Source organism: Sphaerimonospora mesophila, from assembly GCF_001417795.1.
In the GTDB taxonomy this organism is placed as follows: Bacteria; Actinomycetota; Actinomycetes; order Streptosporangiales; family Streptosporangiaceae; genus Sphaerimonospora; species Sphaerimonospora mesophila.
This window is the reverse complement of sequence record NZ_BCBX01000040.1, coordinates 110,857-136,077: the sequence shown is the minus strand read 5'-3', so window position 1 is coordinate 136,077 and position 25,221 is coordinate 110,857. Positions and strand designations below refer to the sequence as shown.

At 71.1% G+C, this 25,221-nt stretch carries 17 protein-coding genes; 6 read left to right on the top strand and 11 right to left on the bottom strand.

Translation table 11 applies throughout. The features are described 5' to 3' along the window. Positions 1-22: 22 nt before the first annotated feature. The 3 genes from AP234_RS22075 to AP234_RS22065 form a co-directional block, all read right to left on the bottom strand. Positions 23-844, bottom strand: a complete 822-nt coding sequence (locus AP234_RS22075; protein WP_055481601.1) for a DNA-formamidopyrimidine glycosylase family protein — start codon at positions 842-844, stop codon at positions 23-25. Between the two features lie 13 nt (positions 845-857). Beyond that, positions 858-1,322, bottom strand: a complete 465-nt coding sequence (locus AP234_RS22070) for an RrF2 family transcriptional regulator (protein ID WP_055481600.1) — start codon at positions 1,320-1,322, stop codon at positions 858-860. 85 nt (positions 1,323-1,407) lie between these two features. Further along, positions 1,408-3,288, bottom strand: a complete 1,881-nt coding sequence (locus AP234_RS22065) for an endonuclease/exonuclease/phosphatase family protein (RefSeq protein WP_055481599.1) — start codon at positions 3,286-3,288, stop codon at positions 1,408-1,410. A gap of 252 nt (positions 3,289-3,540) precedes the next feature. On the opposite strand from AP234_RS22065, the gene AP234_RS22060 reads away from it, so the two are divergent. Further along, positions 3,541-4,725, top strand: coding sequence for an ROK family protein (locus tag AP234_RS22060; RefSeq protein WP_055481598.1), 1,185 nt, complete (start codon positions 3,541-3,543; stop codon positions 4,723-4,725). Positions 4,726-5,012: 287 nt separating this feature from the next. On the opposite strand, the gene AP234_RS22055 is transcribed toward AP234_RS22060, so the two are convergent. The 4 genes from AP234_RS22055 to AP234_RS22040 all read right to left on the bottom strand — a co-directional run bounded on the left by AP234_RS22055 (position 5,013) and on the right by AP234_RS22040 (position 9,774). Then, positions 5,013-6,467, bottom strand: a complete 1,455-nt coding sequence (locus AP234_RS22055; protein WP_055481597.1) for a glycoside hydrolase family 3 protein — start codon at positions 6,465-6,467, stop codon at positions 5,013-5,015. Positions 6,468-6,572: 105 nt separating this feature from the next. Continuing rightward, positions 6,573-7,424 (bottom strand): carbohydrate ABC transporter permease, encoded by an 852-nt coding sequence (locus tag AP234_RS22050; protein WP_055481596.1) that lies wholly within the window; start codon positions 7,422-7,424, stop codon positions 6,573-6,575. Next, positions 7,421-8,347, bottom strand: a complete 927-nt coding sequence (locus AP234_RS22045; protein ID WP_235558317.1) for a carbohydrate ABC transporter permease — start codon at positions 8,345-8,347, stop codon at positions 7,421-7,423. Before AP234_RS22045 ends, AP234_RS22050 begins: the two co-directional genes overlap by 4 nt. 89 nt (positions 8,348-8,436) lie before the next feature. Further along, a complete protein-coding gene (locus tag AP234_RS22040; RefSeq protein WP_055481594.1) occupies positions 8,437-9,774 on the bottom strand; it encodes a sugar ABC transporter substrate-binding protein in 1,338 nt (445 codons plus the stop codon). A gap of 216 nt (positions 9,775-9,990) precedes the next feature. On the opposite strand from AP234_RS22040, the gene AP234_RS22035 reads away from it, so the two are divergent. After that, on the top strand, positions 9,991-11,166 hold the full coding sequence (locus AP234_RS22035; RefSeq protein ID WP_055481593.1) for an ROK family transcriptional regulator: 1,176 nt from the start codon (positions 9,991-9,993) through the stop codon (positions 11,164-11,166). A 57-nt stretch (positions 11,167-11,223) separates the two neighbouring features. On the opposite strand, the gene AP234_RS22030 is transcribed toward AP234_RS22035, so the two are convergent. Both AP234_RS22030 and AP234_RS22025 read right to left on the bottom strand, forming a co-directional pair. After that, positions 11,224-12,315 carry a glycosyl hydrolase 53 family protein gene (locus AP234_RS22030; protein WP_055481592.1) on the bottom strand — a complete coding sequence of 364 codons (1,092 nt, stop codon included), beginning with the start codon at positions 12,313-12,315 and terminating at the stop codon, positions 11,224-11,226. A gap of 91 nt (positions 12,316-12,406) precedes the next feature. Beyond that, on the bottom strand, positions 12,407-14,407 hold the full coding sequence (locus AP234_RS22025) for a beta-galactosidase (protein ID WP_055481591.1): 2,001 nt from the start codon (positions 14,405-14,407) through the stop codon (positions 12,407-12,409). Positions 14,408-14,612: 205 nt separating this feature from the next. On the opposite strand from AP234_RS22025, the gene AP234_RS22020 reads away from it, so the two are divergent. From AP234_RS22020 to AP234_RS22005, 4 genes are all read left to right on the top strand, one after another. After that, positions 14,613-15,932, top strand: a complete 1,320-nt coding sequence (locus AP234_RS22020; RefSeq protein WP_055481590.1) for an extracellular solute-binding protein — start codon at positions 14,613-14,615, stop codon at positions 15,930-15,932. A 46-nt stretch (positions 15,933-15,978) separates the two neighbouring features. Further along, a complete protein-coding gene (locus tag AP234_RS22015; protein ID WP_055481589.1) occupies positions 15,979-16,875 on the top strand; it encodes a carbohydrate ABC transporter permease in 897 nt (298 codons plus the stop codon). Beyond that, positions 16,875-17,747, top strand: a complete 873-nt coding sequence (locus AP234_RS22010; RefSeq protein WP_055481588.1) for a carbohydrate ABC transporter permease — start codon at positions 16,875-16,877, stop codon at positions 17,745-17,747. The genes AP234_RS22015 and AP234_RS22010 overlap by 1 nt, the downstream gene beginning before the upstream one ends. A gap of 70 nt (positions 17,748-17,817) precedes the next feature. After that, positions 17,818-18,819 (top strand): LacI family DNA-binding transcriptional regulator, encoded by a 1,002-nt coding sequence (locus AP234_RS22005; RefSeq protein ID WP_055481587.1) that lies wholly within the window; start codon positions 17,818-17,820, stop codon positions 18,817-18,819. A gap of 88 nt (positions 18,820-18,907) precedes the next feature. Here the strand turns inward: AP234_RS22005 and AP234_RS22000 are convergent, their stop codons facing one another. Beyond that, positions 18,908-20,089 (bottom strand): ROK family transcriptional regulator, encoded by a 1,182-nt coding sequence (locus AP234_RS22000; RefSeq protein ID WP_055481712.1) that lies wholly within the window; start codon positions 20,087-20,089, stop codon positions 18,908-18,910. A 131-nt stretch (positions 20,090-20,220) separates the two neighbouring features. Further along, positions 20,221-25,170 (bottom strand): ATP-dependent helicase, encoded by a 4,950-nt coding sequence (locus tag AP234_RS21995; RefSeq protein ID WP_055481586.1) that lies wholly within the window; start codon positions 25,168-25,170, stop codon positions 20,221-20,223. Between the last annotated feature and the right edge of the window lie 51 nt (positions 25,171-25,221).

The window sequence follows — 25,221 nt, the reverse complement described above, 5'->3', positions numbered from 1 at the left end:
CGGGGTTCGCCGGGTACGGCAGCTATCCCTCCGTCCGGAGTTCCTCCGCCTGGCACACGGGACACCAGAAGATCAGCCGTTCGTACGGCTCGGCCCCTCGGCCGGTGGCCGACGACGTCTCGCCGCGTCGGATCGGGGCCCCGCATCGGCGGCACGGCCGGCCCGCCCTGCCGTACACGAACATCGACCTGCCCGGCCGGCGATCACCCGTCGTGACCGGCAGCGGCGCGTCCTTGCTCGCGTCCATGAGAGCGTGGGCGAGCCCGGCCAGTTCCTCCAGCGCGTCCGGTGAGATCGACCCCACCGTGCGCCAGGGCGATAGACGCGCGGCGAACAGCGTCTCGGCCCGCCAGATCGTGCCGATCCCGGCAAGATTGCGCTGATCCAGCAGTGCCTCCGCGATGCCGCGGCCGGGGTGCTCGCCCAGGTTGCGCGCGGCCCGCGCGGCGTCCCAATCCGGGCCGAGCAGGTCGGGCCCGAGATGGCCGACGACCCGGTCCTCGTGGTCCGTGGCCACGAGGTCGACGACGCCGAGCCTGATCCCGACGGCCTGCCACCGCTCGTTCGCGAGCACGAGCCGTACGACGTCGCCGCGGGGCAGCGGACGTCCCGCGGGGGCGACCCGCCAGCTTCCGTCCATCCGCAGATGGGTGTGCACGGTCAGACCGCCCGCCACGCGCGTCAGCAGGTGCTTGCCGCGAGAGATCGTGGTGAGCACCGCCCGGCCGCGCAGATCGGCGGTCGCGTGGCGGGGAACCCGGAAGTCCGACCGGGTCAGCACCCGTCCGTCGAGCGCCTCCCTGAGCCGCCGCGCGGTCCGGTATACGGCATCGCCTTCTGGCACGGCCGCGCGCCGCTCAGACCGACGGGTTGGAGTTCCACGCCGCGGGATCGGAGGCGAGGTCGGTCACCCGGGCGGGCAGATCGCCCTTGGCGAGGTGTTCCAGGGTCACCTCTTCCAGGATCGCCCTCTCGCTCGCGCGCAGCGCGATCCACACCTCCTGCAGCGCCTGGGCGGCGCCCTGGTATCCGACGTGTTCCGGACGCTCACCCCGGACGTTGGCCAACGGGCCGTCCACCGCCCTGATCACGTCGGCGAGGGAGATCTGAGCGGCCGGCCGGGCCAGGACGTAGCCCCCCTCGGGACCACGCTGGCCGCGGACCAGGCCGGCCCGGCGCATCTGCAGCAGGATGTTCTCCAGGTACTTGGGGGGCATGTCCTGTCCCTTGGCCAGCTCGCCGACCGTTGTCGGCCCCTCGCCCGCGGCGGCGAGCTCGGCGGCGGCACGGAGGGCGTAGTCGACACGGGCAGAAAGTCGCATGTGGTCGATTATCCCGCCTGGTAGGCGTTCGTTGGACGGCGGGCTCACCTCATCGCCCTGGTGAGGGACCGTGGTGGTTCGCCGGTCAGTCGAGGCGGAGCCGTACGACCACCGGAAGATGGTCGGAGAACGGGACTCTCGGCACCCGGGCCTCGACCGCCCGCAGCCCGGGCCCGAGGAGCACGTGGTCGATGCGCTTCACCGGCGCGTCCGCCGGTGACGTGGGCGGGTCGCCGAGCGAAAGCAGCGGGTCGGACAGTCCGGCGGCGGAAAGGACCCGCATCTCGGGATCGTCGGGGGTGGTGTTGAGGTCCCCGGCGAGCAGCACCGGCCGGGTCGTCCCGCCCTTCGGCTCGGCCAATGCCCGGACGACGGCCGCCGCCTCGGGAGCCTGGCCGGGAGGGGCCTGCAGATGGGTGTTCACGATCCCGACCTCCCTGCCGCCGACGGTGAGCACGATCGCCTGGGCCTGGGCGCCGGTCGGATGGTCGTGTCCGCCCAGCGGGTGCGAGACGACCTGCCGGACCGGAAGGTTCGTGAGCAGCGCGTCGCCCCAGAGCCGGTCGGCCGCCGGGGCGAAGTAGTAGCGCATGCCGAGGCCCCGGGAGATCCTGGCCAGGTCGTCATGACCGCCGTTGAGCATCCATCCCCGGTCCACCTCGCTGAGCAGCACCACGTCGGGCCGCTGCTCGCGGGCCCAGCCCGCCATCCGGTCCAGGTCGAGCCGTCCCTTGAGGCCGAACCCCATCCGGATGTTGTACGCGATGAGGGTGAACTCGGGCCGGGTCGCCTCCCGCTCGTCCGGGGTCGGCTGCCAGGTCAGCACGGCCGCGAGCGCCGCCAGGGCCAGGGAGGCCGGCAGCCATCGGCCGACCGGCCACCGGGCGGACGTGACGGGGCGGCGCCGGGAGACCTTCGCGCTCGTGCCCGCTACCAGCACGGCCGCCGCGATCGGGACCACGAAGTTCGGGAAGCCGAGATCGGTGTCGTAGGCCGCGTAGTAGAGGAACGTCCCGACGAGGAAGACCACCATGCCGCCGAGGACGGCCCCGCCGCCCCGTGGCGCGCGGTCCGGAGCGGTTCGCGCGGCAGCGGCGAGACGCAGGCAGCCGCCGAGTGCCAGAGGGACGACCAGGGTGGACGGCGAGGCCGGCGTCACGGTCCACGCCACCGTCGCGACCGCCAGGATCACCGTCCACCAGACCCACCCGCTCGTACGCGCGACGACGACGCCCCAGCACAGGGCGACCACATGCAGCGCCACGCCGAGCGCGGTGAGCGCCGCCGGATGCTGCTCCCACACGTCACCGGGGAAGAGGACGGCGCCCGTGGTCATGCCCGAGATCAGAAGGACGGGGCCGAACAGGAACCACACGGCCGCGGGGGCGAGGTCGCCCGCCGACGGTGGCGAGAGCCGTACGGCCGCGAGGAAGGCGACGCCGACGGCCGTCACGGCGAGCCAGGGGAGCGGACCGTCCCGCCAGACCAGGTCAACCCGGTCGAGCAGCAGGTGCGCGACGACGGAGACCGCCAGTCCGGCGGCCAGGCCCACGGGAACCGCCTCGCGCGCGGCCGTGCGTGCGGTTCCGTACAGGAAGAACAGGCCGGCGCACACGCCGGCCGCGGAGACGTAGAGCTGAAGGTCGCCGCCGTCCGCCGTCTGGAGGACGAGCCGAGCCGCGACGAGGAGGACCGCTCCGCAGAGCTGGATCGGCCGGGCACGGGTGACCCGTGCGATCGGGACGGCGGCGAAGGGCAGCACGAACCACAGCGCGGCGAAGATCCCCATTTGTTCCGGCGGGGTCTCACCGGCCCTGCCGTACAGGGTGATCAGCGAGGGTAGGAAGACGCGCAGCGCGTCGGTGAGCAGGAGGACGCCGAGGGCGATGGCGGTCGGGGTTTCGATCCGGCAAGGAATCCACCGCATCATGGGGGTGTCGCGGCGCTCGGTGACCTGTCCGGCCATGTGCTCTCCTCTGTCGAAGACATGAGTGATCCTCGTACTTCGCGAGTGGGAGGGCAACGGTTCCGCGCTCGTGACCGCCTTGTGCGGGCGGGGTGTGGGAGCGTTTCCACGGAAGAGCCGGGAGGGCGCTCCTTCCGGCCGGGGGGTCGGTAAGCTTTCAGGAAGCTTTGTTGGCGATTAAGTGAACCTTTGTTGGCGATTAAACGGGCAGAGTGTGACGGCGTGGCGGGACCGAGCATAGAAAGCAGGAGCATGGCGCGACGTCCTGGCGTGCCCAGGTTGCTCCGAGAGATCAACGACAGGGCCGCCCTGGAACTGCTGATGGCGTCGGGGCCGCTGACCCGTGGTCAGATCGGCCAGCTGACCGGGCTGTCGAAGGTCACGGCCTCCCAGACGCTGGCGCGGCTGGAGGAGCGCGGGCTCGTGGAGGTCGTGGGGGAGCAGGCCGGCAACCGCGGGCCGAACGCCGCGCTCTACGGCGTGGTCCCCTCGTGCGCCTACGTCGCCGGTCTCGACGTGGGCCCCGACTCGGTCACCGCGGCCGTGGCCGACGTCAAGGGGGATGTCGTGGCGGAGGTCACGGCCTCCCCGCACGGCCATGACGATCCGGTGTCGATCGTCCACAACGCGGTGGTGAAGGCGTGCCGGTCCGGCCGGGTGGCCCTGTCGAAACTGCGCGGCGTCGTGATCGGCACGCCGGGCGTGGTCGACCCGCGCACCGGAGACGTACGGTTCTCGTTCGACCTGCCGCACTGGCACGAGGGCATTCACGAGGCACTGGCCAGGGATCTGCGCCGCGACGTGATCATCGAGAACGACGTCAACCTCGTGGCGATCGCCGAGCGGGTGCAGGGGGCCGCCCAGCAGGTGGACGACTTCGTGCTCGTCTGGGTGGGCCGCGGCATCGGCCTGGCCGTCATGCTCGGCGGGCGGCTGCACCGCGGCAGGTCGGGCAGTGCGGGGGAGATCGGCTATCTGCCGGTGCCCGGCGTTCCGCTGGCCGCGGACGTGAAGGCCACACCGGGCCGGCTGCCGTCGCTCGCCGGCGGTCTCCAGTCGCTCGTCAGCGCCGAGGCCGTCACCGAGCTCGCCGGGACGTACGGCTTCACCGGGTCGACGGCGGCCGAGTGCGTGACGCAGGCCGTTGCGGCGGGGCCCGGCGGCGAGCGGCTGCTGGACGAGATCGCCTCACGCCTCGCGCTCGGGGTGGCGTCGGTGTGCGTGGTGCTCGATCCCAGCCTGGTCGTGCTGGCCGGGGAGGTGGGCCTGGCCGGGGGAGCGGGCCTGACCTCCCGGGTGGAGGAGGCGGTGGCCAGGATCTGCCCCATCAGGCCCGAGGTCGTCACCAGCGAGGTGACCGGCGGGCCCGTGCTGCGCGGTGCGGTCCTGGCCGCGCTCGAGCGTGCCCGCGAAGAGATCTTCGCCTCCTCCGCCTGACCCCCCTCCCGCTCCCCGTGATCTTGCGAATCCTTGCAGCGTGCCCTCCTGACCTGCAGGGATTCATTCCGTGATCTTGCAGAAACTCGCAGATGAGGTTCCTGAGCTGCGCCGATGCCTTTGGTGATCTTGAAGTTGACGGGCACGTGCAAGATCACCAAGGGCGTACGCCCTGGTCGGGGCATGGGTCTGCGCGGAACTGCAAGATCACGAAGGGGAGGGTGCCTGCTCCAGGCATGCGTCCGCGAGAATTCGCAAGATCACGGCGGGTGGGGGCGGTGCCGCGCTCAGCCGGTCAGGAGTTCCGCGGCGGCCTGGGCGTTGGCCCTGGCCGCGCCGTACGTCGCGATGTAGGCGGCGGCGCCGGGCCGCCAGATGGGCAGACCCATCTCCACCACGGTCGCGTCCGGCCTGACGGCGAGCAGCGCGGAGACCAGGGTCCTGGTACGCGGATAGCGGTGGGCGTCCTTGACCACGATGATCAGCGAACGGCCGTCTGCCCGGCCGAGCAGCGCGCGGACGTCGGCGTCGTCGAGCTTGATCCGGACGATCTCGGCGTCGGGCAGCCACGGCGCGATCCCCCACGGGACATCGCCCACGGCGATGGTCGGCGGGGTGTCGACCTCGATCACGAACGGGTCGGTCAGCGGCGTCACCGAGCCGGACAGGGTGACCGCGCGCCGGGCGGCGTCCAGGCCGATGCCGTTGCTCTCCGCCGGGTTCTGGCGGGGCATGGCGAACCACTTACGCAGCCGGTCGACCCGCTCGGCCGCCTCTTCGAGACGGGAGGCCGCCAGCCGGCCGTCGGCGACCGCTTCGACGATCCCGGTCAGCACGCGATCGATGTCCTCCGCCGTGGGCAGCGGTCCCAGGCACAGCAGGTCCGAGCCGGCCGCCAGCGAGAGCACGGCGCCGCCGACCAGGCCGACGCCCTCGGTGATGGCGTGCATGTCGAGGGCATCGGAGATCACCACGCCGTCGTAGCCCATCTCGCGCCGCAGCAGGGTGGTCAGCGCCTCTGCGCTGAGCGTGGCGGGCAGGTCGCCCGTGAGATCGGGGACCGACACGTGCGCCGTCATGATCGATTTGGTGCCGGCGGCGACGGCCGCCTGGAACGGGATCAGCTCGCGCTCCCGCAGGAGCTCGCGGGACGCCGCCACGAGCGGGATCTCCAGGTGCGAGTCCTGGGTGGTCGCGCCGTGCCCGGGGAAGTGCTTGACGCACGCGGCGATCCCCAGGGACTGCAGGCCGCGTACGGCGGCGACCGTGTGCCGCGCGACGAGGTCGGGCGAGGAGCCGAAGGACCGGGTGCCGATCACCGGGTTGTCCTCGGCGGTGTTGATGTCGGCGACGGGGCCCATGTCGAGGTTCAACCCGCACCGGGCGAGATCCGCGCCGATCGAGTGGTAGACCCGCTCGGTCAGCTCCACATCGTCGACGGCTCCGAGCGCCGCGTTCCCCGGATAGGGGCTGCCGGTGTGGTAGGCGAGCCGGGTGACGTCGCCGCCCTCCTCGTCCAGTGAGATCACGGGGTTTCCGGAACCGTTCAGCTGGGAGGTGAGGGCCGCGACCTGCTCGGGGTCGCTCACGTTGAAGCCGAAGAGGGTCACGCCGCCCAAGCCGTCCTCCAGGCCGCGCAGAACCCAGTCGGGGGCCTGCGCTCCCTGGAAGGAGACGAGCAGCGTGCCGGCCGCGAGACGACGCAGCCCCCGATCCCCGGTGCTCGCGCACAAGTCAGACATACGTCTCGATTCCTTTAGTGACAAGTTGTGGGTACGGCTCGCGGGCACGGTCCAGTACGGCTACCTCCCTCGTGAGGCGGTAGCCGTAACCGTGCGCTAGCGGGGTTAACCCTTGACAGCGCCCGCGACGAGGCCGGAGACCATCCGCCGCTGGACCAGGAGAAAGAAGATGAGGACCGGGATCGTCATCAGCGTGGAAGCCGCCATGATGGCGCCCCAGTCGGTCGACCGCTGCCCCACGAAGAACTTGAGGGCGATCGGCATGGTGTATTTGCCCTGGTCGCCGATCAGAGTCAGGGCGATGACGAACTCGTTCCAGGTGGTGATGAAGGCGAAGATGCTGGTGGCCACCAGGCCGGGGGCGACCAGCGGGAACAGCACCCGCCAGAAGGTGCTGAAGCGGCTGGCGCCGTCGATCCACGCCGCCTCCTCCAGCTCCTTCGGGACCGCGGCGACGAACGTGCGCAGCATCCAGATCGAGAACGGCAGCGTCAGGCCGACGTTGAGCACGACCAGGCCGAGCAGTTGGTCGGCCAGGCCGAGTCGTCTGGCCATCACGAACAGCGGGATCAGCAGCGCCTCGGCCGGCACCATCTGGACGATCAACAGCAGGATCAGGAACGAGGTGCGGAAGCGGAAGCGGAACCTGGACACCGCCGTGGCGGCGAGCAGCGCGAACACCGCGCCGATCAGCACGGTGGAGAGCGCCACGATCGCGCTGTTGATGAGGAACTGCCAGATCGGGTGCCCGGCGACGCCCTTGGTGAAGACCCGCTCGACATGGTCGAGCGAGGGCGGGCTCGGGAACGGGATGAAGTCCGTGGTGAAGATCTGGTCGTTCGGTTTGAAGGCCGTGCTGACCATCCAGTAGACCGGGAAGACCGCGAAGAGGAACACGGCGATCCCGGCGCCGTTGAGCGCGAACTTCCCGAGTTTCTTACGAGCGACCGGGCTCATCGCACGTCCTCCGTCTTCACGATCTGCCGGACGTACACAAATGTGATGATCAGCAGGATGATGGTCAGTACCACGGCGACGGCCGCGCCCAGGCCCATCTTCGGGCTTCCGCCGAACGCCTCGGCGTAGCTCCAGAGCGAGAGGTTGAACGCCTCGCGGTTCGCGGTCCCGCCGGCGAGGAGATAGAGCTGGGTGAAGACCTTGAAGTCCCAGATGATCGACAGCACGATCAGCACCGCGTAGACCGGCTTGAGCATCGGCAGGGTGATCTTCGCGAACGTCGTGATCGGCCCGGAGCCGTCCATCTCGGCCGCCTCATAGAGCTCGTGGGGGATGCTCTTGAGTCCCGCGAGGATCGACACCGCGATGAACGGGAACGACGCCCACACCACCGAGACGGTCAGGACCAGATAGATGGTGAACGGCTCGTTGAGCCAGGGCTGGCCGCTCCAGTCGGCCCGGCCGAAGACCAGGTTCGACAGCCAGTCGGGCAGCAGGTTCAGCGCCCAGTTGGCGATTCCCGCGTCGGAGTCGAACAGCCACTTCCAGATGATCGCCTGGGCCGGCGGCGGGGTGGCCCAGGCGGCCATCACACCGACGATGACGAACATCGACATCTTCGAACCGAGTCGGTGGAGCAGCAGGCCGACGAGCGTGCCGAGCACGATGGTCAGGGCGACGGCGGCGGCGGCGAACAGGAGGGTGTTGCGCAGCGAAGGCCAGAAGAGGTCGGATTCGAAGATCTTCGTGTAGTTCTCGAGTCCGACGAATTCCGGGGGGACCGGGTTGATCGCCCGGAGGTTCTTCAGCCGCACGTCGTGGAAGGACATGTCGACCATCTGGTACAGCGGATACAGCAGCAGTGCCGCGATGACCAGGAGGCCGGGAGCGAGGAGGGCGTACGGAATCAGCCATGAGGGCATGCCCGACCCGCGCGACGCCCGTCTGCGCCGCGACGGGGCGGAGGTGCTCCCTCCGCCCCGGACGGTTGTTGACGTATGGGCCATGATCTTTACTGGTTGAGGATGGACTCGAGCTCGGTGTTCGCGTCCGCCAGGGCCTCGTCGACGGTCTTCTTGCCCTCGATCACGCTACGGGCCGCGTTCTGCAGCACCGCCTTGGTGTCGTTGGCCTCAGCCCAGTTGGGGGAGGCGGGGAAGCCCTTGGCGACCTTGAACGTGTCCGCGAACGGCTTCTGCGCCGGGTCCTGGGCCAGCTGGTCCAGCGCCTCGGGGTAGAGCGGGAGCAGGCCGCCGTTCGTGGCGTACCGGACGCCGAACTCCTTGCCCGCCGCGAGCTTCACGTACAGGGTGGCGAGGTCCTTGTTCTTGGCGTCGTTCCAGACCGCGATGTCGTTGCCGCCCTGGAAGGCCGGGGCCGGGCCGCTGCCGTCCTTGGCCGGGATCGAGAAGAAGGCCATCTTCGACTCGTCGATCTTGCCCTTGCTCTGCTCCTTGATGGCGTTGATGTCCCAGCCGCCGGTGACGTACATGCCGACCTTGCCGGCCGCGAACCGCTGGGCGATGTCGACGGAGTTCTGCGTCAGACGGCCCTTCCCGGAGACCCCGTGCTTGGTCACCAGGTCGGTGTAGAACTGGAAGCCCTCCTTGAAGGCGGGCTCGGTGAGCTTGCCGACCCACTTGCCGCCCTCGAACGTCGCGAAGTCGCCGCCTGCCGACCAGACGAACGGCGACAGCGACATGTTCGCGTCGGAACCGCCGTTGAAGGCGAAGGCGTCGACGTCCTTGCCCTGCTTCTCCACGATCGTCTTGGCCGCGGTGACGAGTTCGTCCCAGGTCTTGGGAACCTCGATGCCGAGCTTCTCGAACCAGTCCTTGCGGTAGAGGACGGCCCGGGTGCCGCCGCCCCACGGGGCCGCGTAGATCTTGCCGTCGATCGTCTCGTAGCCCCACAGGTTCTGCGGGATCTGCTGGAGCTCGGCGTCGTTCTTCACCGCGTCGGTGATGTCGGCCAGCGCGCCCTGCTCCACCCACGCGGCGACCTGGTCGTTGCCGAACTCCGTGACGTCGGGGCCGTCGCCGCTGGCCAGCGCGGTCGACCACTTCGACTGCGCGTCAGGCCAGGGGATCCACTCGAGTTTGACGTCGGCGCCCGTCTGCTCCTTGAACTTGGCGTTCAGGTCGTTCATGAACTTGTCGTCGTTCTCGGTGGGGGCGCCGAGACGCCAGACCCTCAGGGACTGGCCGGCGAACTGCGGGCCGTTGCCTCCATCGGACGCGGCGGCGGACGGCGTGGAATCGGCGGAGTCGTCGCCGCTGCTGCAGGCGGCGAGTCCAAGAGCCAGCGCAGCGGTCGTGGTGGTCACGGCTGCGATTTTCGCAATCTTCACGTTGGGTATCTCCCTTCCCGGCTTCGCGTCCGGCGGGCGCCTCGGCCGGGCCGGCGGCAATGCCGCTCACCTGGTCGAGACGCTCTCCTTTCGGTCGGCGCTCATGGCGTCCCGAGGCTTGATCGGTTGCCTCCGGGGTGGCTGGCGCTAAACTAACAAGAAACTTTCTTATAAGAAACCGGTGTTAGCGGATCGTGACGAGAGGGGAATCAGCCGGTGTCTCAACGACCGGGAACACCCAGGCTGCTCAGGCAGATCAATGACCGTGCGGCACTGGAACTGCTCCTCTCCAAGGGCCCGCTGACCAGGGCCGAGTTGGGAGAGCTTACCGGCCTCTCCAAGGTGACGTCAGGTCAGCTCCTGTCCCGATTGGAGACCAGGGGGCTGGTCACGTCGGCCGGCGAGCGGCCGGGCGGACGCGGACCCAACGCCGCCCTCTACGGAGTCAATCCGGCGAGCGCGTACGTCGCGGGCATCGACGTGCTGCCCGACAGCGTGACCGTGGGCGTCGCCGACATCACCGGGACCGTCGTCGCGGAGATCATGGTCGATCCGACCGACGCGGGCGACCCGGTGCGCATGGTCCACGGCGCCGTCACGCGGGCCTGCGCGGCCGCCCGGGTCGAGCTGTCCCGGCTGCGCTGCCTGGTGATCGGCACGCGCGGCGTCGTCGACCCCATGAGCGGTGAGGTGCGCTACTCCTTCGACCTGCCCGCCTGGCACCTCGGCGTCCTCGCCGGTTTGCGAGACGTCCTGGGCGACTGCGTGATCATAGAGAACGACGTCAACCTCGCCGCGCTCGCCGAGCAGACGCACGGAGCGGCCAGGGGCATGGAGGACTTCGCGATCCTGTGGGCCGGCGTCGGCCAGGGGCTCGGGGTGATGCTCGGCGGCAGGCTGCACCGCGGCATCACCGGGGGCGCGGGTGAGATCGGCTGGCTGCCCGTCCCGGGGGAGCCGCTGCCGACCGACGTCACCGCCCCGCAGAGCGGGTCCTTCCAGCGTCTCGTCGGGGGAGACGCGCTGGTCGGGCTCGGCCGGGCCCACGGCCTGCAGCCCGGCCCGGAATCGGACGCCGGCGTCGCGGACCTGGTCCGTACGGCTCTGGCCACGGGCAACCAGGAGTTCCTCGACGAGCTGGCGGGGCGGCTCGCGATCGGCGTCGCCGCGGTGTCCGTCGTGCTCGACCCCGGCCTGGTGGTGCTGAGCGGAGATGTCGGCAGGGCCGGGGGGAAGGCGCTGGCGGCCAGGGTCGAGGAGGCGGTGGCCCGCATCTGCCCCAGCCGCCCGACCGTCGCGGTGACCGAGGTCGAGGGCAACGCGGTGCTGAGCGGCGCGATCGTCGCTGCGCTCGGCCGGGCCCGCGAGGAGGTCTTCTCCGACACGGTGTGACCGGCTCGATCTTCGGCCTGGGCGGCTCGAGGGCGGCCCAGGCCGAAGATCAGGCCACTAGGGGGTCCACCTGACGTTCGGGTTGAGGTGACCGGTCCAGTTGAAGATGGCCATGTTGTCCCAGCCGTCGCCACTGCCGTTGATGTCCGCCGGGTCCCAGCCGTTGCCGGGCACCGCGTACCAGGTCGGCTCCCAGTAGAAGACGCCGACGGCGCCCGCGTTGCGCGCCGTGTTCTGCACAGCCGCGAACTCGGCGCCCTGTCCCTGCCAGGTGAGGCCGTACCCCGGGCACCCCGAGGTGACCGAGTTGGGGGTGGAGTCGGCGTCGTCGGCGGTGAACGGGTACGCCGTCTCGGCGATGACGACCGGCTTGCCGTAGCGGGACCGCACGTCCGAGATCACGTTGTGCAGGTTGGACAGCGTGCCGTGCCACATGCAGTAGTACGACAGGCCGGTGATGTCCCAGGACACGCCCTTGGCCCTGATGCCGTCGTAGAACCAGCGGGCGTGGGCGTCGCTGTCCGCGTTCGCGGTGTGGATGATCACCTGCGTGCCCGGGTTGCAGGCCTTGGTCGCGTTGTAGCCGGCCTTGAGCAGCAGGCTCAGGTTCGTGAAGTCGTTGTTGACGACCTTGCCGTCGTTCCACAGCATGCCGACGTTGATCTCGTTGCCGATCTGCACGCTGTCGGGGGTGGTGCCCTGTGCCTTGAGGCTCGAGCACACGTCGTAGGTGTAGTCGTAGACGTCGGTCTGCAACCGGCCGATGCCGTGGCCGGACCAGGCCGCGGGCTTGTACTGCTTGCCGGGGTCCGCCCAGGTGTCCGAGTAGTGGAAGTCGACGAGCAGCTTCAGGCCCTTGGCCTTGACCGTCCTGGCGTACTGCAGGACCTTCGCCTTGTTGTTGTAGCCGCTGGCCGGATCGTTCCAGATCCGCAGGCGGACGTAGTTGACGCCGATGCCCTTGAGGATGTCCAGCGGGTCCCGTTGGGCGCCGCTCGCGTCGTAGTACTTCGCGCCCAGGTCGAGGGCGCGCTGCACGGTGGAGACGTCTGCTCCGCGCATGGTCAGCGTGGTGGCGGCCTGCGCCGGGTGCGCGGCGGGCAGTGCCGTGGCGGCGCACAGCACCAGCGCCGCAAGGATCCTTTTCATGCTTCCTCCGGTCAGGAGAGGAGTGATGGAAGTCCCCCGGCCCTTCGGCGCCGTGCCGTCGGTCAGGTGACGGCACGGCGCCGGAGGACGCCTATGTGCGGATGACGACGACCCCTCCGGCCGGTACGGTCGCCGACCCCGCGTATTCGGCCCCGTCGAGCACGCCGGTGCCGGTCACCCCGTCGACCGTCACCGGCTCGTCCGCGTGGTTGATCAGGAAGTGGTGGTCGCCGCGCCGTACGATCTCCAGCGTGTCGGGCAGGCCGCGCGGCCGGGCCACCCCCGCGTGGTCGAGGACGGCGGCGAGGAGCCCGCGCAGGTCGTCTCCCGGCTCCGGGCCCGGCCGGGGGTCGAGGGCCGTTGCCACGTACCACGCCGTGCCCGCGCCGAGGTCGTGTCGCGTGACGGCGGGATGCCCGGCGTCCGGCCCGTCGGCGAAGCGATGTACGGCTCGCGCCCCCGTCAGGCGCACCCGCTCCGACCAGATCCGGCCGGTCGCGGCCGACGGCCGCAGCGTCACGGTCTCGTCGGCGCGCAGCGGGTGGAACTCCTCGACGGACACGCCGAGCACCTCGCGCAGCGCCCCGGGGTACGGCCCGGCGTGGATGATGTCGTTCTCGTCGACGATGCCGGAGAAGTAGGAGACGAGCAGGTGACCGCCGCCCTCCACGTGGCGGTGCAGGTTCTTGGCCGACGCCTCGGTGAGCAGGTAGGAGCTGGGCAGGACGACCAGCTTGTACGGCGACAGATCGGCCGCGGGATGGACGAAGTCCACGGTGGTGTGCTCGCGCCACAGCGCCTCGTAGTAGGCCTCCATCCGTTCGCGGAACCGCAGGTCGACCGAGGGCCGCCACTCCAGCTCCAGCGCCCAGTACGACTCCCAGTCCCACCCGAGGGCCACCTCGGCCCGGACCGCCGAGCCCCGGACCCCGCCGAGCCTGCGCAGGTCCGCGCCGAGCGCGACCACGTCGCGCCAGATCCCGGAGTCGGTCCCGGCGTGCGGCACCATCGCCGAGTGGAACTTCTCCGCCCCGTAGCGTGAGGCCCGCCACTGGAAGAACAGCGCCGAGTCCGAGCCGCGCGCCACGTGGGCGAGGCTGTTGCGGCGCATCTCGCCGGGCCGCTTGGCGAGGTTGCGCGGCTGCCAGTTGACCGCGCCGGTCGAGTGCTCCATGAGCATCCACGGGCGGCCCCCGGCCACCGACCGCGTGAGATCGGCGGCCATGGCCAGCTCGATGTGCGGATCGGCGCGCGCGGAGTCGAGATAGTGGTCGTTGGCCACCACGTCGACCTCGGCCGCCCACCGCCAGTAGTCCATCGGCTTGCAGTTGGGGATCATGAAGTTGGTCGTGACGGGGAGATCGCTGAACCGGCGGATCACCTCGCGCTCGCGCCGGAAGCAGGCGAGGTGCGCGTCGCCGGAGAACCGCATGAAGTCGAGCTGGAGCCCGTTGAGCAGGCCGACCGGCGCCACGACGGGCGGCTCGACCTCGTCGAACGAACCGTAGGTCAGCCCCCAGAACGTGGTCCCCCAGGCGGCGTTGAGCGCGCCGACCTCGCCGTACCTGTCCCGCAACCAGGCGCGGAACGCCTCGGCCGAGGTCGGGCAGTGGCAGTGCGCGTTGGCCCAGCCGTACTCGTTGTGCACATGCCACATGGTCAGCGCGGGGTGCCCGGCGTAGCGGGCGGCCAATGCCTCGACCACCCGCTCGGCCGCGGCGGCGTAGTCGGGCGAGCTGGGGCAGAAGCCGTGTCGAGATCCCCCGCCGAGCACACGCCCGTCCCGGTCGACCAGCCGGCTGCCCGGGTAGCGGCGGCGGAACCAGGCGGGCGGCGACGAGGTCGGGGTGGCCAGATCGACCGAGACCCCCGCCGAGTGGAGCAGGTCGAGGATGCGGTCGAGCCGGCCGAAGTCGTACTCGCCCTCCGCCGGCTCGATCAACCCCCAGTTGAAGACGCCGACCGTGACCAGGTTCACCCCGGCCTCCCGCATCAGGCGGACGTCCTCCCGCCACACCTCCTCCGGCCACTGCTCGGGGTTGTAATCGCCGCCGTAGGCGAGCCCCTCGGGCAGGACGGGATATCCGGGCACGGTTCCCCCTCGATATCGCTTCTGTGAACGTGCACAGTAGCGCACAACCCGGAGCACGAGAAGGCTTGAGGGGCATCATCGCTGATGAGATCGGGTCCGCTAACAACCGCGTAACGGCCATTGACATGGACGGATCGGCCTTCCACTCTGTGAACGTTCACAGACGAACCTCTCCAGTACCCTCGCCCCCCGCCTGGAGGCATATATGCGCATAAATCGGCTAACAGCGGCGGCGGTCGCGATCCTCGCCGCCACGCTCTCCACGGCGTGCTCGGGCGGTTCAGGCGAGCCGTCCGCCCCGGCCGGCGACAGCACGAGCGCGGCACCGGCCGGGCCGGTCGAACTGACCTACTGGACCTGGGTCCCGAACATGGACAAGATCGTCGCGGTGTGGAACCAGGCGCACCCCGACATCCAGGTGACCGTGAGCAAGCAGGCCGGCGGCGACGACGCGGCGGCCAAGTTCCTCACCGCCGCGAAGGCGGGCAACCCGCCCGATCTGGTCCAGGCCGAGTACCAGATGCTGCCCTCGTTCGTCGCCGCCGACGCCGTGGCCGACATCAGGGCCGAGACCGAGCAGGCCAGGGCCGAGTTCGGCGACGGCATCTGGGGTCTGGTCACGCTCGGCACCGACGCCGTCTACGCCGTCCCGCAGGACAGCGGGCCGATGATGCTCTACTACCGCCAGGACCTGTTCGAGAAGTACGACATCGAGGTGCCGAAGACCTGGGACGAGTACGCGCAGGCCGCCAGAGCCGTACGCGAGAAGGACCCGAAGGTCTTCCTCGGCACGTTCTCCAGCAAGGATCCCGGCTGGTTCGCCGGGCTCTCCCAGCAGGCGGGCGCCCAGTGGTGGTCGATCAGCGGCGACGCCTGGAAGGTCGCCGTCGACGACGAGGCCACCGCGAAGGTCGCCGGCTACTGGGGTGGTCTCGTGAAGGAGGGCGTCATCGACGGCATGCCGTTCTTCACCCCCGAGTGGAACAAGGCGCTCAACGACGGCCGGCTGCTCACCTGGCCCTCGGCGGTGTGGGGCCCGGGCGTGCTGTCCAGCAACGCGCCGAAGGCCGAGGGCAAGTGGGCCATCGCGCCGCTGCCCCAGTGGAACGCGGGGGAGAACCACAGCGGATTCTGGGGCGGCTCCTCCACGGCCGTGGCCGCCAAGTCGCCCGACAAGGCGGCCGCCGCGCGGTTCGCCACCTGGTTGAACACCGATCCGCAGGCCCTCGATCTGCTGATCAAGGAGGGCTCGATCTATCCCGCCTCGACCGAGGGCGCCGCGCTGCTCACGGGGGCCCCCGACTACTTCGCCGACCAGCCCGATTTCTGGCGGCAGGCCGCAGCGATCGGCGCCACCGCCCGCGGCTTCACCTTCGGCCCGAACGTCAACGTGACCTACAACGCCTACAGGGACGCGTTCGACCAGGCCGTCGCCGCCAAGACCGACTTCGCGGCCGCCGTACGCACCATGCAGGAGACCACGGTCGCCGACATGCGCAAGTCCGGCTTCACCCTCGCCCAGTGACAGCCCATGACAGCCATGACAGCCCAGTGACAAGGGCCCGGAGAACATGACCCATCGCAAGAAGGGCGCCCGCGCGCATCGCGCGGGCGCCGTGCCCTATATGTTCCTCGCCCCGGCCATGGCGCTGTTCGCGCTCTTCCTGGCCCTGCCCATCGGTTACACGGTCTATCTGAGCCTGCGGCGGACCAGGGTGTCCGGCCTCGGACTCGGCAGGGGCGCCCGCAAGGAGATCTTCGTCGGGCTCGACAACTACGCGGCGGCCGTCGGCGACGGCGAGCTGTGGGCCGGCTGGCTGCGCGTCCTCGGCTACGGCGCACTCGTGCTCGTGGTCATGCTGGGGCTCGCCCTCCTGTTCGCGCTGATGCTCGACGCGGCGAAGGTGCGGCTGGCCCGGTTCACCCGGATCTCGATCTTCCTTCCGTACGCCGTGCCGGGCGTGGCGGCCACCCTGATGTGGGGCTTCCTCTACCTGCCCAGCCTCAGCCCGTTCGGCGACCGGCCCTTCCTGAGCGCCGATCTGGTGACGTTCTCGATGGCCAACGTCGCGGTCTGGGGCGGCACCGGCTTCAACATGCTCGTGCTCTACACGGCCCTGCGTGCCGTACCCCGCGACTACTACGAGGCGGCCAGGATCGACGGCGCGAGCGAGGTGCAGATCGCGCTGCACATCAAGATCCCCATCCTGACCCCGGCGATCATCTTGACCACCGTGTTCTCCGTCATCGCGACCGTCCAGGTGTTCACGGAACCGACCACGCTGCGGCCGCTGACGAACACGATCAGCTCTACCTGGAGCCCGCTGATGAAGGTCTACCGAGACGCGTTCGTCACCGGCGATCTGTACGCGGCAGCGGCGACGTCCATGGTGATCGCCGCGATCTCCCTCGTCCTGTCGTTCGGATTCCTGCGCGTCGTGAAGAACCGCGCGTTCGGGGAGGGCTGATGGCCGCCACCACGCTGCCGGCGACCGCCGGCCACGCCCGCCGGTCACTCGGGATCGTGCCGACCGCGGTGCTCGTGCTGGGCGCGATCTACACCCTGTTCCCGGTGAGCTGGGTGGTGGTCGCGGCCACCAAGTCGAAGGCCGAGCTGTTCTCCACCTCGACCTTCGCACCCGGCACCGGCCTGCTGTCCAACCTGTCCGACCTGTTCGCCTACCGCGACGGCGTCTTCTGGCTCTGGCTGCTCAACACCGTCCTGTACGCCGGGGGCGGCGCCGTGCTGTCGACCGCGGTGTCCACGATCTCGGGCTACGCACTGGCCAAGTACTCCTTCCCCGGCAGAGGTCTGATCTTCAACCTGCTCATCGGCGGCATCCTGGTGCCGTCCGTGGTGCTGGCGATTCCGCAGTATCTGCTGTTCTCCAAGGTCGGCCTGGCCGATACCTACTGGTCGGTGCTGCTGCCCCAGATCCTGCATCCGTACAGCATCTATCTGGCCAGGATCTACGCGCAGGCCGCGATCCCCGACTCGCTGCTGGAGGCGGGCCGGCTGGACGGTGCGGGCGAGTGGCGCCTGTTCCGCCGGGTGGCGCTGCCGATGCTGACCCCGGGCATGGTGACGATCTTCCTGTTCCAGTTCGTCGCGATCTGGAACAACTTCCTGCTGCCGTTCATCATGCTCGGCGACGACCACAGGTTCCCGCTGACCGTGGGCCTGTACACGCTGCTCGCCGCCGGGGCCAACCAGCCCTCGCTGTACAACCTGATCATCACGGGGACGATGTTGTCGCTCATCCCGCTGATCGCGCTGTTCCTCACCATGCAGCGCTACTGGCGTACCGACCTGTCCAGCGGGGCCGTGAAAAGCCGATGACCGAACGGAAGGGCCCGGGGACGGCGCATGCCGCGGTCGGCGGGGCGTGCGACGGGGGGACAATACGAGCATGGCGAAGCGTCCGACGATTCACGATGTCGCCGCGGCGGCGGGCGTGTCCCGGGGCACCGTCTCCCGTGTGCTCAACGACGATCGGTACGTGAGCCCGGCGGCCCACGCGGCCGTACGCCGGGCGATCGCCGAGACCGGATACATCGTCAACCGCAACGCGCGCAGCCTGGTCACCCAGCGCACCGGGTCCGTGGTGATGGTCCTGTCCGAGCCGCACGAGAAGCTGTTCGAGGATCCCAACTACAGCGTGCTGATCCGCACCGCCATTCGGCGCCTGGCGGAACGCGACGTCTCGCTGGTCATGATGCTGGCGGGCGACGCGGGGGACCGCGATCGGGTGCTCCGCTACGTGCGCGGCGGGCACGCCGACGGCGTGTTCCTGGTCTCCACGCACGCCGGCGACGCCCTCGTGGACGCCCTCGTGGACACCAAGGTCCCCGCTGTCGCGCAGGGCGCGGTCATCGGACGCGAGAACGTGATCCCCTACGCCGCGGCCGACGACCGGGAGGGCGCCCGGCAGATGGCCCGCTACCTGGTCGAGCGGGGCCGCAGGAGGATCGCGACGATCACCGGGCCGATGGACACGCCGGGCGGCATCCAACGGCTGGAGGGCTTCGCCGACGTGCTCGGCCGCAAGGCGACCAAGAAGCTGATCGAGCACGGCGACTGGACCCGGGCCAGCGGTGAACACGCCATGGCCCGGCTGCTCGATCGCACGCCGGACCTCGACGCGGTCTTCGTGGCCTCCGACCTCATGGCGGCGGGCGCGCTGACCACGCTGCGGGCGGCCGGACGCCGGGTGCCCGACGACGTGGCGGTGGGCGGCTTCGACGACTCGTCCGTGGCCGCGTCCACGCACCCGCCGCTGACCACGATCAGCCAGCCGCTCGCCGAGGTGGCCGAGGAGACCGTACGGCTGCTGCTGGCGCTCATCGACGGCGCCGATCACGTGGACCCGGTGATCCTCCCCACCCGCCTCGTCGTCAGAGAGTCCGCCTGAGCGGCCGGGGCCGCCGTCCACCAGGCCGATTTCACCAGGCCGTCCGGGAGGCTGCTCGGGGTCGTTCCCGGGTGCTTCTCGGGGACGCTCAGGCGGCCGAGAAGATGTGGTCGCTGATCAACCGGGTCGCGCCGATCACGCCGGCGGTCGCGCCGAGATCGGACAAGACGATGGGCAGGTTGCCGGTCGCCAGCGGCAGGGATCGGTGGTAGACGAGGCTGCGGATCTCCGCGAGCAGCGCGTGGCCCAGGCCGGCCACACCGCCCGCGATGATGACGAGGCCCGGATTGAAGAAGCTCACCAGACCGGCGAGCACGGTGCCGACCTGGCGGCCGCCCTCGCGGATCATCCGTACGGCGAGGGCGTCGCCCGTGGCCGCGGCCGCCGCGACGTCCTCGGCGGTCACCGCGCCCCTTTCCGCGAGCCGCTCGGCCAGGAACGCCGAGCGGCCCGACTGCGCCGCCGCGAGGGCGTCGCGGGCCAGGGAGGCCCCGCTGAAGTACGCCTCCAGGCAGCCGGTGTTGCCGCAGGCACAGGTAGGGCCGTGATCGTTCACCCGGATGTGGCCGATGTCGCCCGCGCTGCCCGACACTCCCCGGTAGATCTCGCCGTGCACCACGATGCCGCACCCGATGCCGGTGCCGATCTTCACGAGCAGGAAGTCGTCGACGGATCTCGCGAGCCCGGCGTGCAACTCACCGAGCGCCATGATGTTCACGTCGTTGTCCACGAGCACGGGGCAGCCGAGCTCCTGGCTCATCGCCTCCCGCACCGGGAAGCGATCCCACCCCGGCATGATCGGGGGCGCGATCGGCGTTCCGTCCCGGAAGCTCACCGGCCCCGGGACGCCGATGCCGGCTCCGTGGATCTCGGCGGCGGTTCCGTTCGCGCGCAGTTTGCCGACCAGCTCCAGGGCCTGGCCGAGCACGGCCGTGGGGCCCTCGCGCACATCAGCCGGTCTGGACAGGTGCGCGAGCACCTCGAGCTCGCCGTTCATCACGGCGACGTCGATCGAGGTGGCGCCGATGTCGATGCCGACGAAGCGCAGGTGCGAGGCGATGCGGACGATGCCCGAGCGCCGGCCGCCGCGTGAGGCGGCCAGCCCGCCCGACTCCACCAGCCCCAGCGCCGTCAGCCGGTCGAGTTCCAGGGCCAGCTTGGACCTGGAGAGCTGGATCACATCGCCGAGTTCGGCTCGCGAGCGGGCGCCGTCCTCGCGCAGCAGGCGAAGAAGCCGGGCTTGGTGCACGTTTTCAGGGCGAGCCGTCATCCGCTTCACGCCGCTCTCCTGTCGGAAGTTCGTTACGTGCTGAGAATAGCCCGTACTTTTGCTTGGCTGATCAGAGCTTTGTTTGATCGAGGGGTGTCTTTCCGCTGTTTGTGGTCAAAGTCTGCTGCCCCTCAGGCGCGGATGCGCAGGCCGCGCGGCGTCGGATGGAACCCCGCCTCCTCCAGGGCAGCCGCCAGCGGCGAGTCCGCAATGGCGGTCCCGTCGGCCCGTTCCACGGTGAGCTTCCCCAGGGCGCCATGCCGTACGGCCGCCGCCAGCGCGCGCACCGCGGGCCGCAGGTCGTCCGGCTCGTCGCCCGTGGCCTCCGGCGGGCCGAAGGAGAGCAGGGTCTTGCCGCCCCGCTCGACGTAGAGGACCAGCCTCCCCTCCACGAGCACCACCAGCGCGCCGGCCTTGCGCCCCGGCCGGTGCGTCACGTCGCCCCCGCGATCCGGCCAGGGCAGGGCCGCGCCGTACGGATTGGCCGGGTCGGCGGCGGCCAGGACGACCGCCCGGCGCGCGACCGGGCCCGCTCCCGCGAGCACGGGTGAGGGGTACGGCTCGGCCCCCGGGACGGGCACGGGAAGCGGCGTCGGGCCGGCGAACGCGCCCGGCGGACCCGATGCCGTGGCCCGCATCCGGTCGACCGCGCCGGGAAGGGCGAACTGCGCGCCCCCGAGCCCCTCGACGAAGTAGCCCCGGCGGCACCGGCCGCTCTCTTCGTAGGCCCGCAGCACCTGGTAGACCGAGGAGAAACCCCCGGGAAGTCGCTCGGCGGCGACGCCGCCCCTGGTCAGCACGCCGTGGCGGTCGAGCAGCACCTCGGCCATGGCCTGCGCCCGCCGGGTGCCGTCCGAGGCCGGGGCGGGCACCGGCCACCACCGGCCGCTCACCGTCGGCGGGCCGCTCCTGGTGGGCAGCACGGCCCGGCGGCGCCGGACTGCAGCGGGCCGGTGGGCGGGCCGCCCGGTGCCCAGGACCGAGCGGAGCGGGGCCAGGGTGTCTCCGGTCACCCGGCCCGACCACACCAGATCCCACAGAGCGGCGGCGAGCACCGCGTCCTCCGGCACGCCGCTCCCGTACGGACCGGTCTCCCCGGATGGCGCCGCTGCCGCGACGCGGTCGGACAGCTCGCGGAAGAGCAGCGCCCCGCCGCCGCCCAGGATCTCGAGGATCCGCTCGTGCAGCGGGGTCAGCGTGATCTCCTGCGGCGGCGGGAGCAGCAGCGGAGCGGTGTCGGCGAAGTAGAGCGACAGCCAGCCGTCCCCGCCGGGCAGCGACCCCTGGCCCGCCCAGATCACCTCGCCGGAGGAGGTCAGCTCGTCGAGGAGTGCGGGGGAGTAGCCGGGCACCCGGCCCGGCAGGATCAATGTCTCGAGCGCCGAAGCGGGCACCGCCGCCCCCTGCAGCCGCTCTATCGCGCTGACCAGGTCGTCCATGGCCCGCGCCGCTCCCGGCCGATAGACGCCGCCCTGGGGTTCCAGGCCGGCGTGTGCCGGGTCGGCATGCGTCAGATGGAGTTGCGCCGGGCCGTGCCTTCCCGACGGGCCGCCGCCGACCGGGAAGATCGGAGTGACGCCGTGCCAGGCGGGGAGGAAGGCGGCCAGCACCTCGGGCGGAACCGGCTCGACCTCCTTGCGCAGCCGGGCCAGCGACCTGCGGCGCAGCAGCCGCAGCACCCCCGAGTCGCACCACTCCTCACCCCGGCCGCCCGGCCGGAACTCGCCCCGGACCACCCGGCCGGTCGCGGCCAGGCGAGCCAGCGTGTCCTCGACGACGGCGACGCCCACGCCGAAGCGGGCGGCGGCCGCATCAGACGAGAACGGCCCACGGGTGCGGGCGTGCCGGGCGACCAGATCGCCCAGCGGGTCGGGACCACGTGGCATGAGCCCCCCGGCGGGCGGACCCGCCGAGCCAAGAGCGCCCGCACCACCCATGCCGGGAGGCTCCAGGAACTCGTGCGGCACGCCCACCGGGAGCGGCACCCCGAGCGCGTCCCGCAGCCGCCATGCGTCCTCGACCGCCGCCCACTGTTCGTGGCCCGCCAGACGCACCCGGATCGCGCGGCGTTCCCTTTCCAGATCGGCCGGCCAGGCGGGATCGCCCTCGCGGATCGAGACGTCCTCGGCCGACAGCGGGCCGTGGGAGCGCAGCAGATCGGCGAGGTCCTCGGCATCCCGGAGCGGCCGGTCCAGCCGGGCCAGCTCCCGTTCCGTCTCCGCGATCACATCGGGGTCGAGCAGCTCGCGCAGCTCGGCCTGGCCGAGCAGCTCGGCCAGCAGCGCCGTGTCGAGGGCCAGCGCCTGAGCGCGGCGCTCGGCCAGCGGGGCGTCGCCCTCGTACATGAAGGCGCCGACGTAGTTGAACAGCAGCGAAGCGGCGAACGGCGACGGCTGGGCGGTCTCCACCTCGACCACCCGCACCCGGCGGGCGGCCGCGTCGCGCATCAGCCGGACCAGCCCGGGCACGTCGAAGACGTCCTGCAGGCACTCTCGCATCGTCTCCAGCACGACCGGGAAGCCCGCATACCTGCTCGCGACGCCGAGCAGGTGCGACGCCCGCTGACGCTGCCGCCACAGCGGCGTCCGCTTGCCGGGGCTGCGGCGGGGCAGCAGCAGCGACCGCCCGGCGCATTCGCGGAAGCGCGCGGCGAACAGCGCCGAGCCGCCCAGCTCCTCCGTGACGATCTGCTCGATCTCCTCGGGGTCGAAGACCGCGACATCGGTCGGCGCCTCGTCCAGCGTGTCCGGGATCTGCAGGACGATTCCGTCGTCGGAGTGGACCGCCTGGACCTCGACGCCGTACCGCTCGCGCAGCCGCCGTCCGATGGCGAGCGCCCACGGGGCGTGCACACGCGCGCCGTACGGCGAGTGGATCACCACCCGCCAGTCGCCCAGCTCGTCGTGGAAACGCTCCACCACGAGCGTCCGGTCGTCCGGCACATAGCCGGTCGCCTCACGCTGCTCGGCCAGGTAGGCGAGCAGGTTGCCGGTGGCGAACTCGTCGAGCCCGGCGGCCCTGATCCGGTCGTCCGCCGACTTGGGCGACGTGGACAGCTCGCGCAGGAAGGCGCCGATGGCCCGGCCCAGCTCGGCGGGCCGCCCGGGAGAGTCGCCATGCCAGAACGGCAGTTTCCCCGGGCGGCCGGGGGCGGGGGAGACCAGCACGCGGTCCGCGGTGATGTCCTCGATCCGCCACGAGGTCGCGCCGAGCACGAACACGTCGCCCACCCGCGACTCGTAGACCATCTCCTCGTCCAGCTCGCCGACCCGGGTCGGTCGCCTGCCGGAGTCGCCGTCTCCGGCGAGGAACACGCCGAACAGGCCGCGATTGGGGATCGTGCCGCCGTTGGTCACGGCCAGCCGCTGCGCGCCGGGCCGGCCGCGCAGCGTGCCGGTCACCCGGTCCCACACGATGCGGGGCCGCAGCTCGGCGAACTCCTCGCTCGGGTAGCGCCCGGCCAGCATGTCGAGCGTCGCCTCCAGCGCGGTGCGCGGCAGCGTGGCGTACGGCGCGGCCCGCCGGACCAGGGTCTCGATCGCGTCGACCGTCCACTCGTCCAGGGCGGTCATCGCGACGATCTGCTGGGCCAGCACGTCGAGGGGGTTGCGCGGATAGCGCAGCTCCTCGATCTGGCCTGTCTTCATGCGCTCGGTGACCACGGCCGTCTGGACGAGATCACCCCGATACTTGGGGAAGATCACGCCACGGGACACCGCGCCGACCTGGTGCCCCGCCCGGCCGATGCGCTGCAGGCCGCTCGCCACGCTGGGCGGCGACTCGACGCAGGCCACCAGGTCGACGGTGCCCATGTCGATGCCCAGCTCCAGGCTGGAGGTGGCGACCACGGCGGGCAGCCGGCCCGATTTCAGCGCCTCCTCGATCTGGGCCCGTTCCTCCTTGGAGACCGACCCGTGGTGTGCCCGCACGATCTCGGGCACCACCCCGTTCGACGCTCCCGCCTGCGCCATCATCGCTGCCGGCGTGGCCGATGAAGCCGGTGAAGCCGGCGCGACCGCGTCGCCGTACCCCGGGCCGTCCGGCCCGCCGTCCATCCGGTCGGCGGAGGCCGGTACGGCCCCGGCGCGCCGTTCCCAGGCCAGCTCGTTGAGCCGGCTGCACAGCCGCTCCGAAAGCCGCCGGGAGTTGGCGAAGACGATCGTGGACCGATGGGCTCCGATGAGGTCGAGAAGGCGCTCCTCCACGTGTGGCCAGATGCTGCGACGGTGCTCGGCCGGCCGCTCCGCGCCCGCGCCGCCGATCCCGTCCGCTCCGGCCATGCCGGGAGGGGGCGGGGCGAGTTCCGTCATGTCCTCCACCGGGACCACGACGTCGACCTCGATGACCTTCTCGGCGGGTGGCTGCACCACGGTCGCCGGGCGGGAACCGCCGAGGAAGGCCGCCACCTCGGCGACGGGCCGTACGGTCGCGGACAGGCCGATGCGCTGGGCCGGCCTGGGCAGCAGGGCGTCGAGCCGTTCCAGCGTCAGCGCGAGATGGGCACCGCGCTTGGTCGCGGCGACCGCGTGGACCTCGTCCACGATCACCGTCTCCACCCCGCGCAGGGCCTCCCGCGCCCGCGAGGTGAGGATGAGGAACAGCGACTCCGGCGTGGTGATCAGGATCTCGGCCGGATCGGCGGCGAACCGGCGGCGGTCCTCCGCCGCCGTGTCGCCCGACCGGATGGCCACCGATATCTCGGGCACCGGGTGGCCGAGCCGTGCGGCGGTCTGCCTGATGCCGGTGAGCGGGGCGCGCAGGTTCCGCTCGACGTCGACGGCGAGCGCCTTCAGCGGCGAGACGTACACCACCCGGCACAGCCGCCCGCCTCCGGCCTTCGAACGCCCGGCGTCGGCGGTGTCGGTGGCTTCGACGGGGTCGGCCGATCGCTCGACGGCCAGCCGGTCGATCGCCCACAGGAAAGCGGCCAGGGTCTTTCCCGAACCGGTGGGGGCTACCACCAGCGTGTTGTCGCCGCGCGAGATCGACGACCACGCGCCCTCCTGGGCCGCGGTCGGGGCGGCGAACGCGCCGGTGAACCACTGCCTGGTCACCGGGCTGAAACCGTCGAGCGCGCTCACCCGCCCATAATGCCTCCGCCCACCGACAGAAAACGCCGCCCCGGCGGCCGG

Excerpts from the sequence above, each read along its gene's own strand:
- AP234_RS22015 (WP_055481589.1), top strand. The coding sequence starts at position 15,979 with ATGACCCATCGCAAGAAGGGCGCCCGCGCGCATCGCGCGGGCGCCGTG.
- AP234_RS22060 (WP_055481598.1), top strand. The coding sequence starts at position 3,541 with ATGGCGCGACGTCCTGGCGTGCCCAGGTTGCTCCGAGAGATCAACGAC.
- AP234_RS22010 (WP_055481588.1), top strand. The coding sequence starts at position 16,875 with ATGGCCGCCACCACGCTGCCGGCGACCGCCGGCCACGCCCGCCGGTCA.
- AP234_RS22030 (WP_055481592.1), bottom strand. The coding sequence starts at position 12,315 with ATGAAAAGGATCCTTGCGGCGCTGGTGCTGTGCGCCGCCACGGCACTG.
- AP234_RS22005 (WP_055481587.1), top strand. The coding sequence starts at position 17,818 with ATGGCGAAGCGTCCGACGATTCACGATGTCGCCGCGGCGGCGGGCGTG.
- AP234_RS22050 (WP_055481596.1), bottom strand. The coding sequence starts at position 7,424 with ATGAGCCCGGTCGCTCGTAAGAAACTCGGGAAGTTCGCGCTCAACGGC.
- AP234_RS22000 (WP_055481712.1), bottom strand. The coding sequence starts at position 20,089 with ATGACGGCTCGCCCTGAAAACGTGCACCAAGCCCGGCTTCTTCGCCTG.
- AP234_RS22070 (WP_055481600.1), bottom strand. The coding sequence starts at position 1,322 with ATGCGACTTTCTGCCCGTGTCGACTACGCCCTCCGTGCCGCCGCCGAG.
- AP234_RS22065 (WP_055481599.1), bottom strand. The coding sequence starts at position 3,288 with ATGGCCGGACAGGTCACCGAGCGCCGCGACACCCCCATGATGCGGTGG.
- AP234_RS22045 (WP_235558317.1), bottom strand. The coding sequence starts at position 8,347 with ATGCCCTCATGGCTGATTCCGTACGCCCTCCTCGCTCCCGGCCTCCTG.
- AP234_RS22055 (WP_055481597.1), bottom strand. The coding sequence starts at position 6,467 with ATGTCTGACTTGTGCGCGAGCACCGGGGATCGGGGGCTGCGTCGTCTC.
- AP234_RS22020 (WP_055481590.1), top strand. The coding sequence starts at position 14,613 with ATGCGCATAAATCGGCTAACAGCGGCGGCGGTCGCGATCCTCGCCGCC.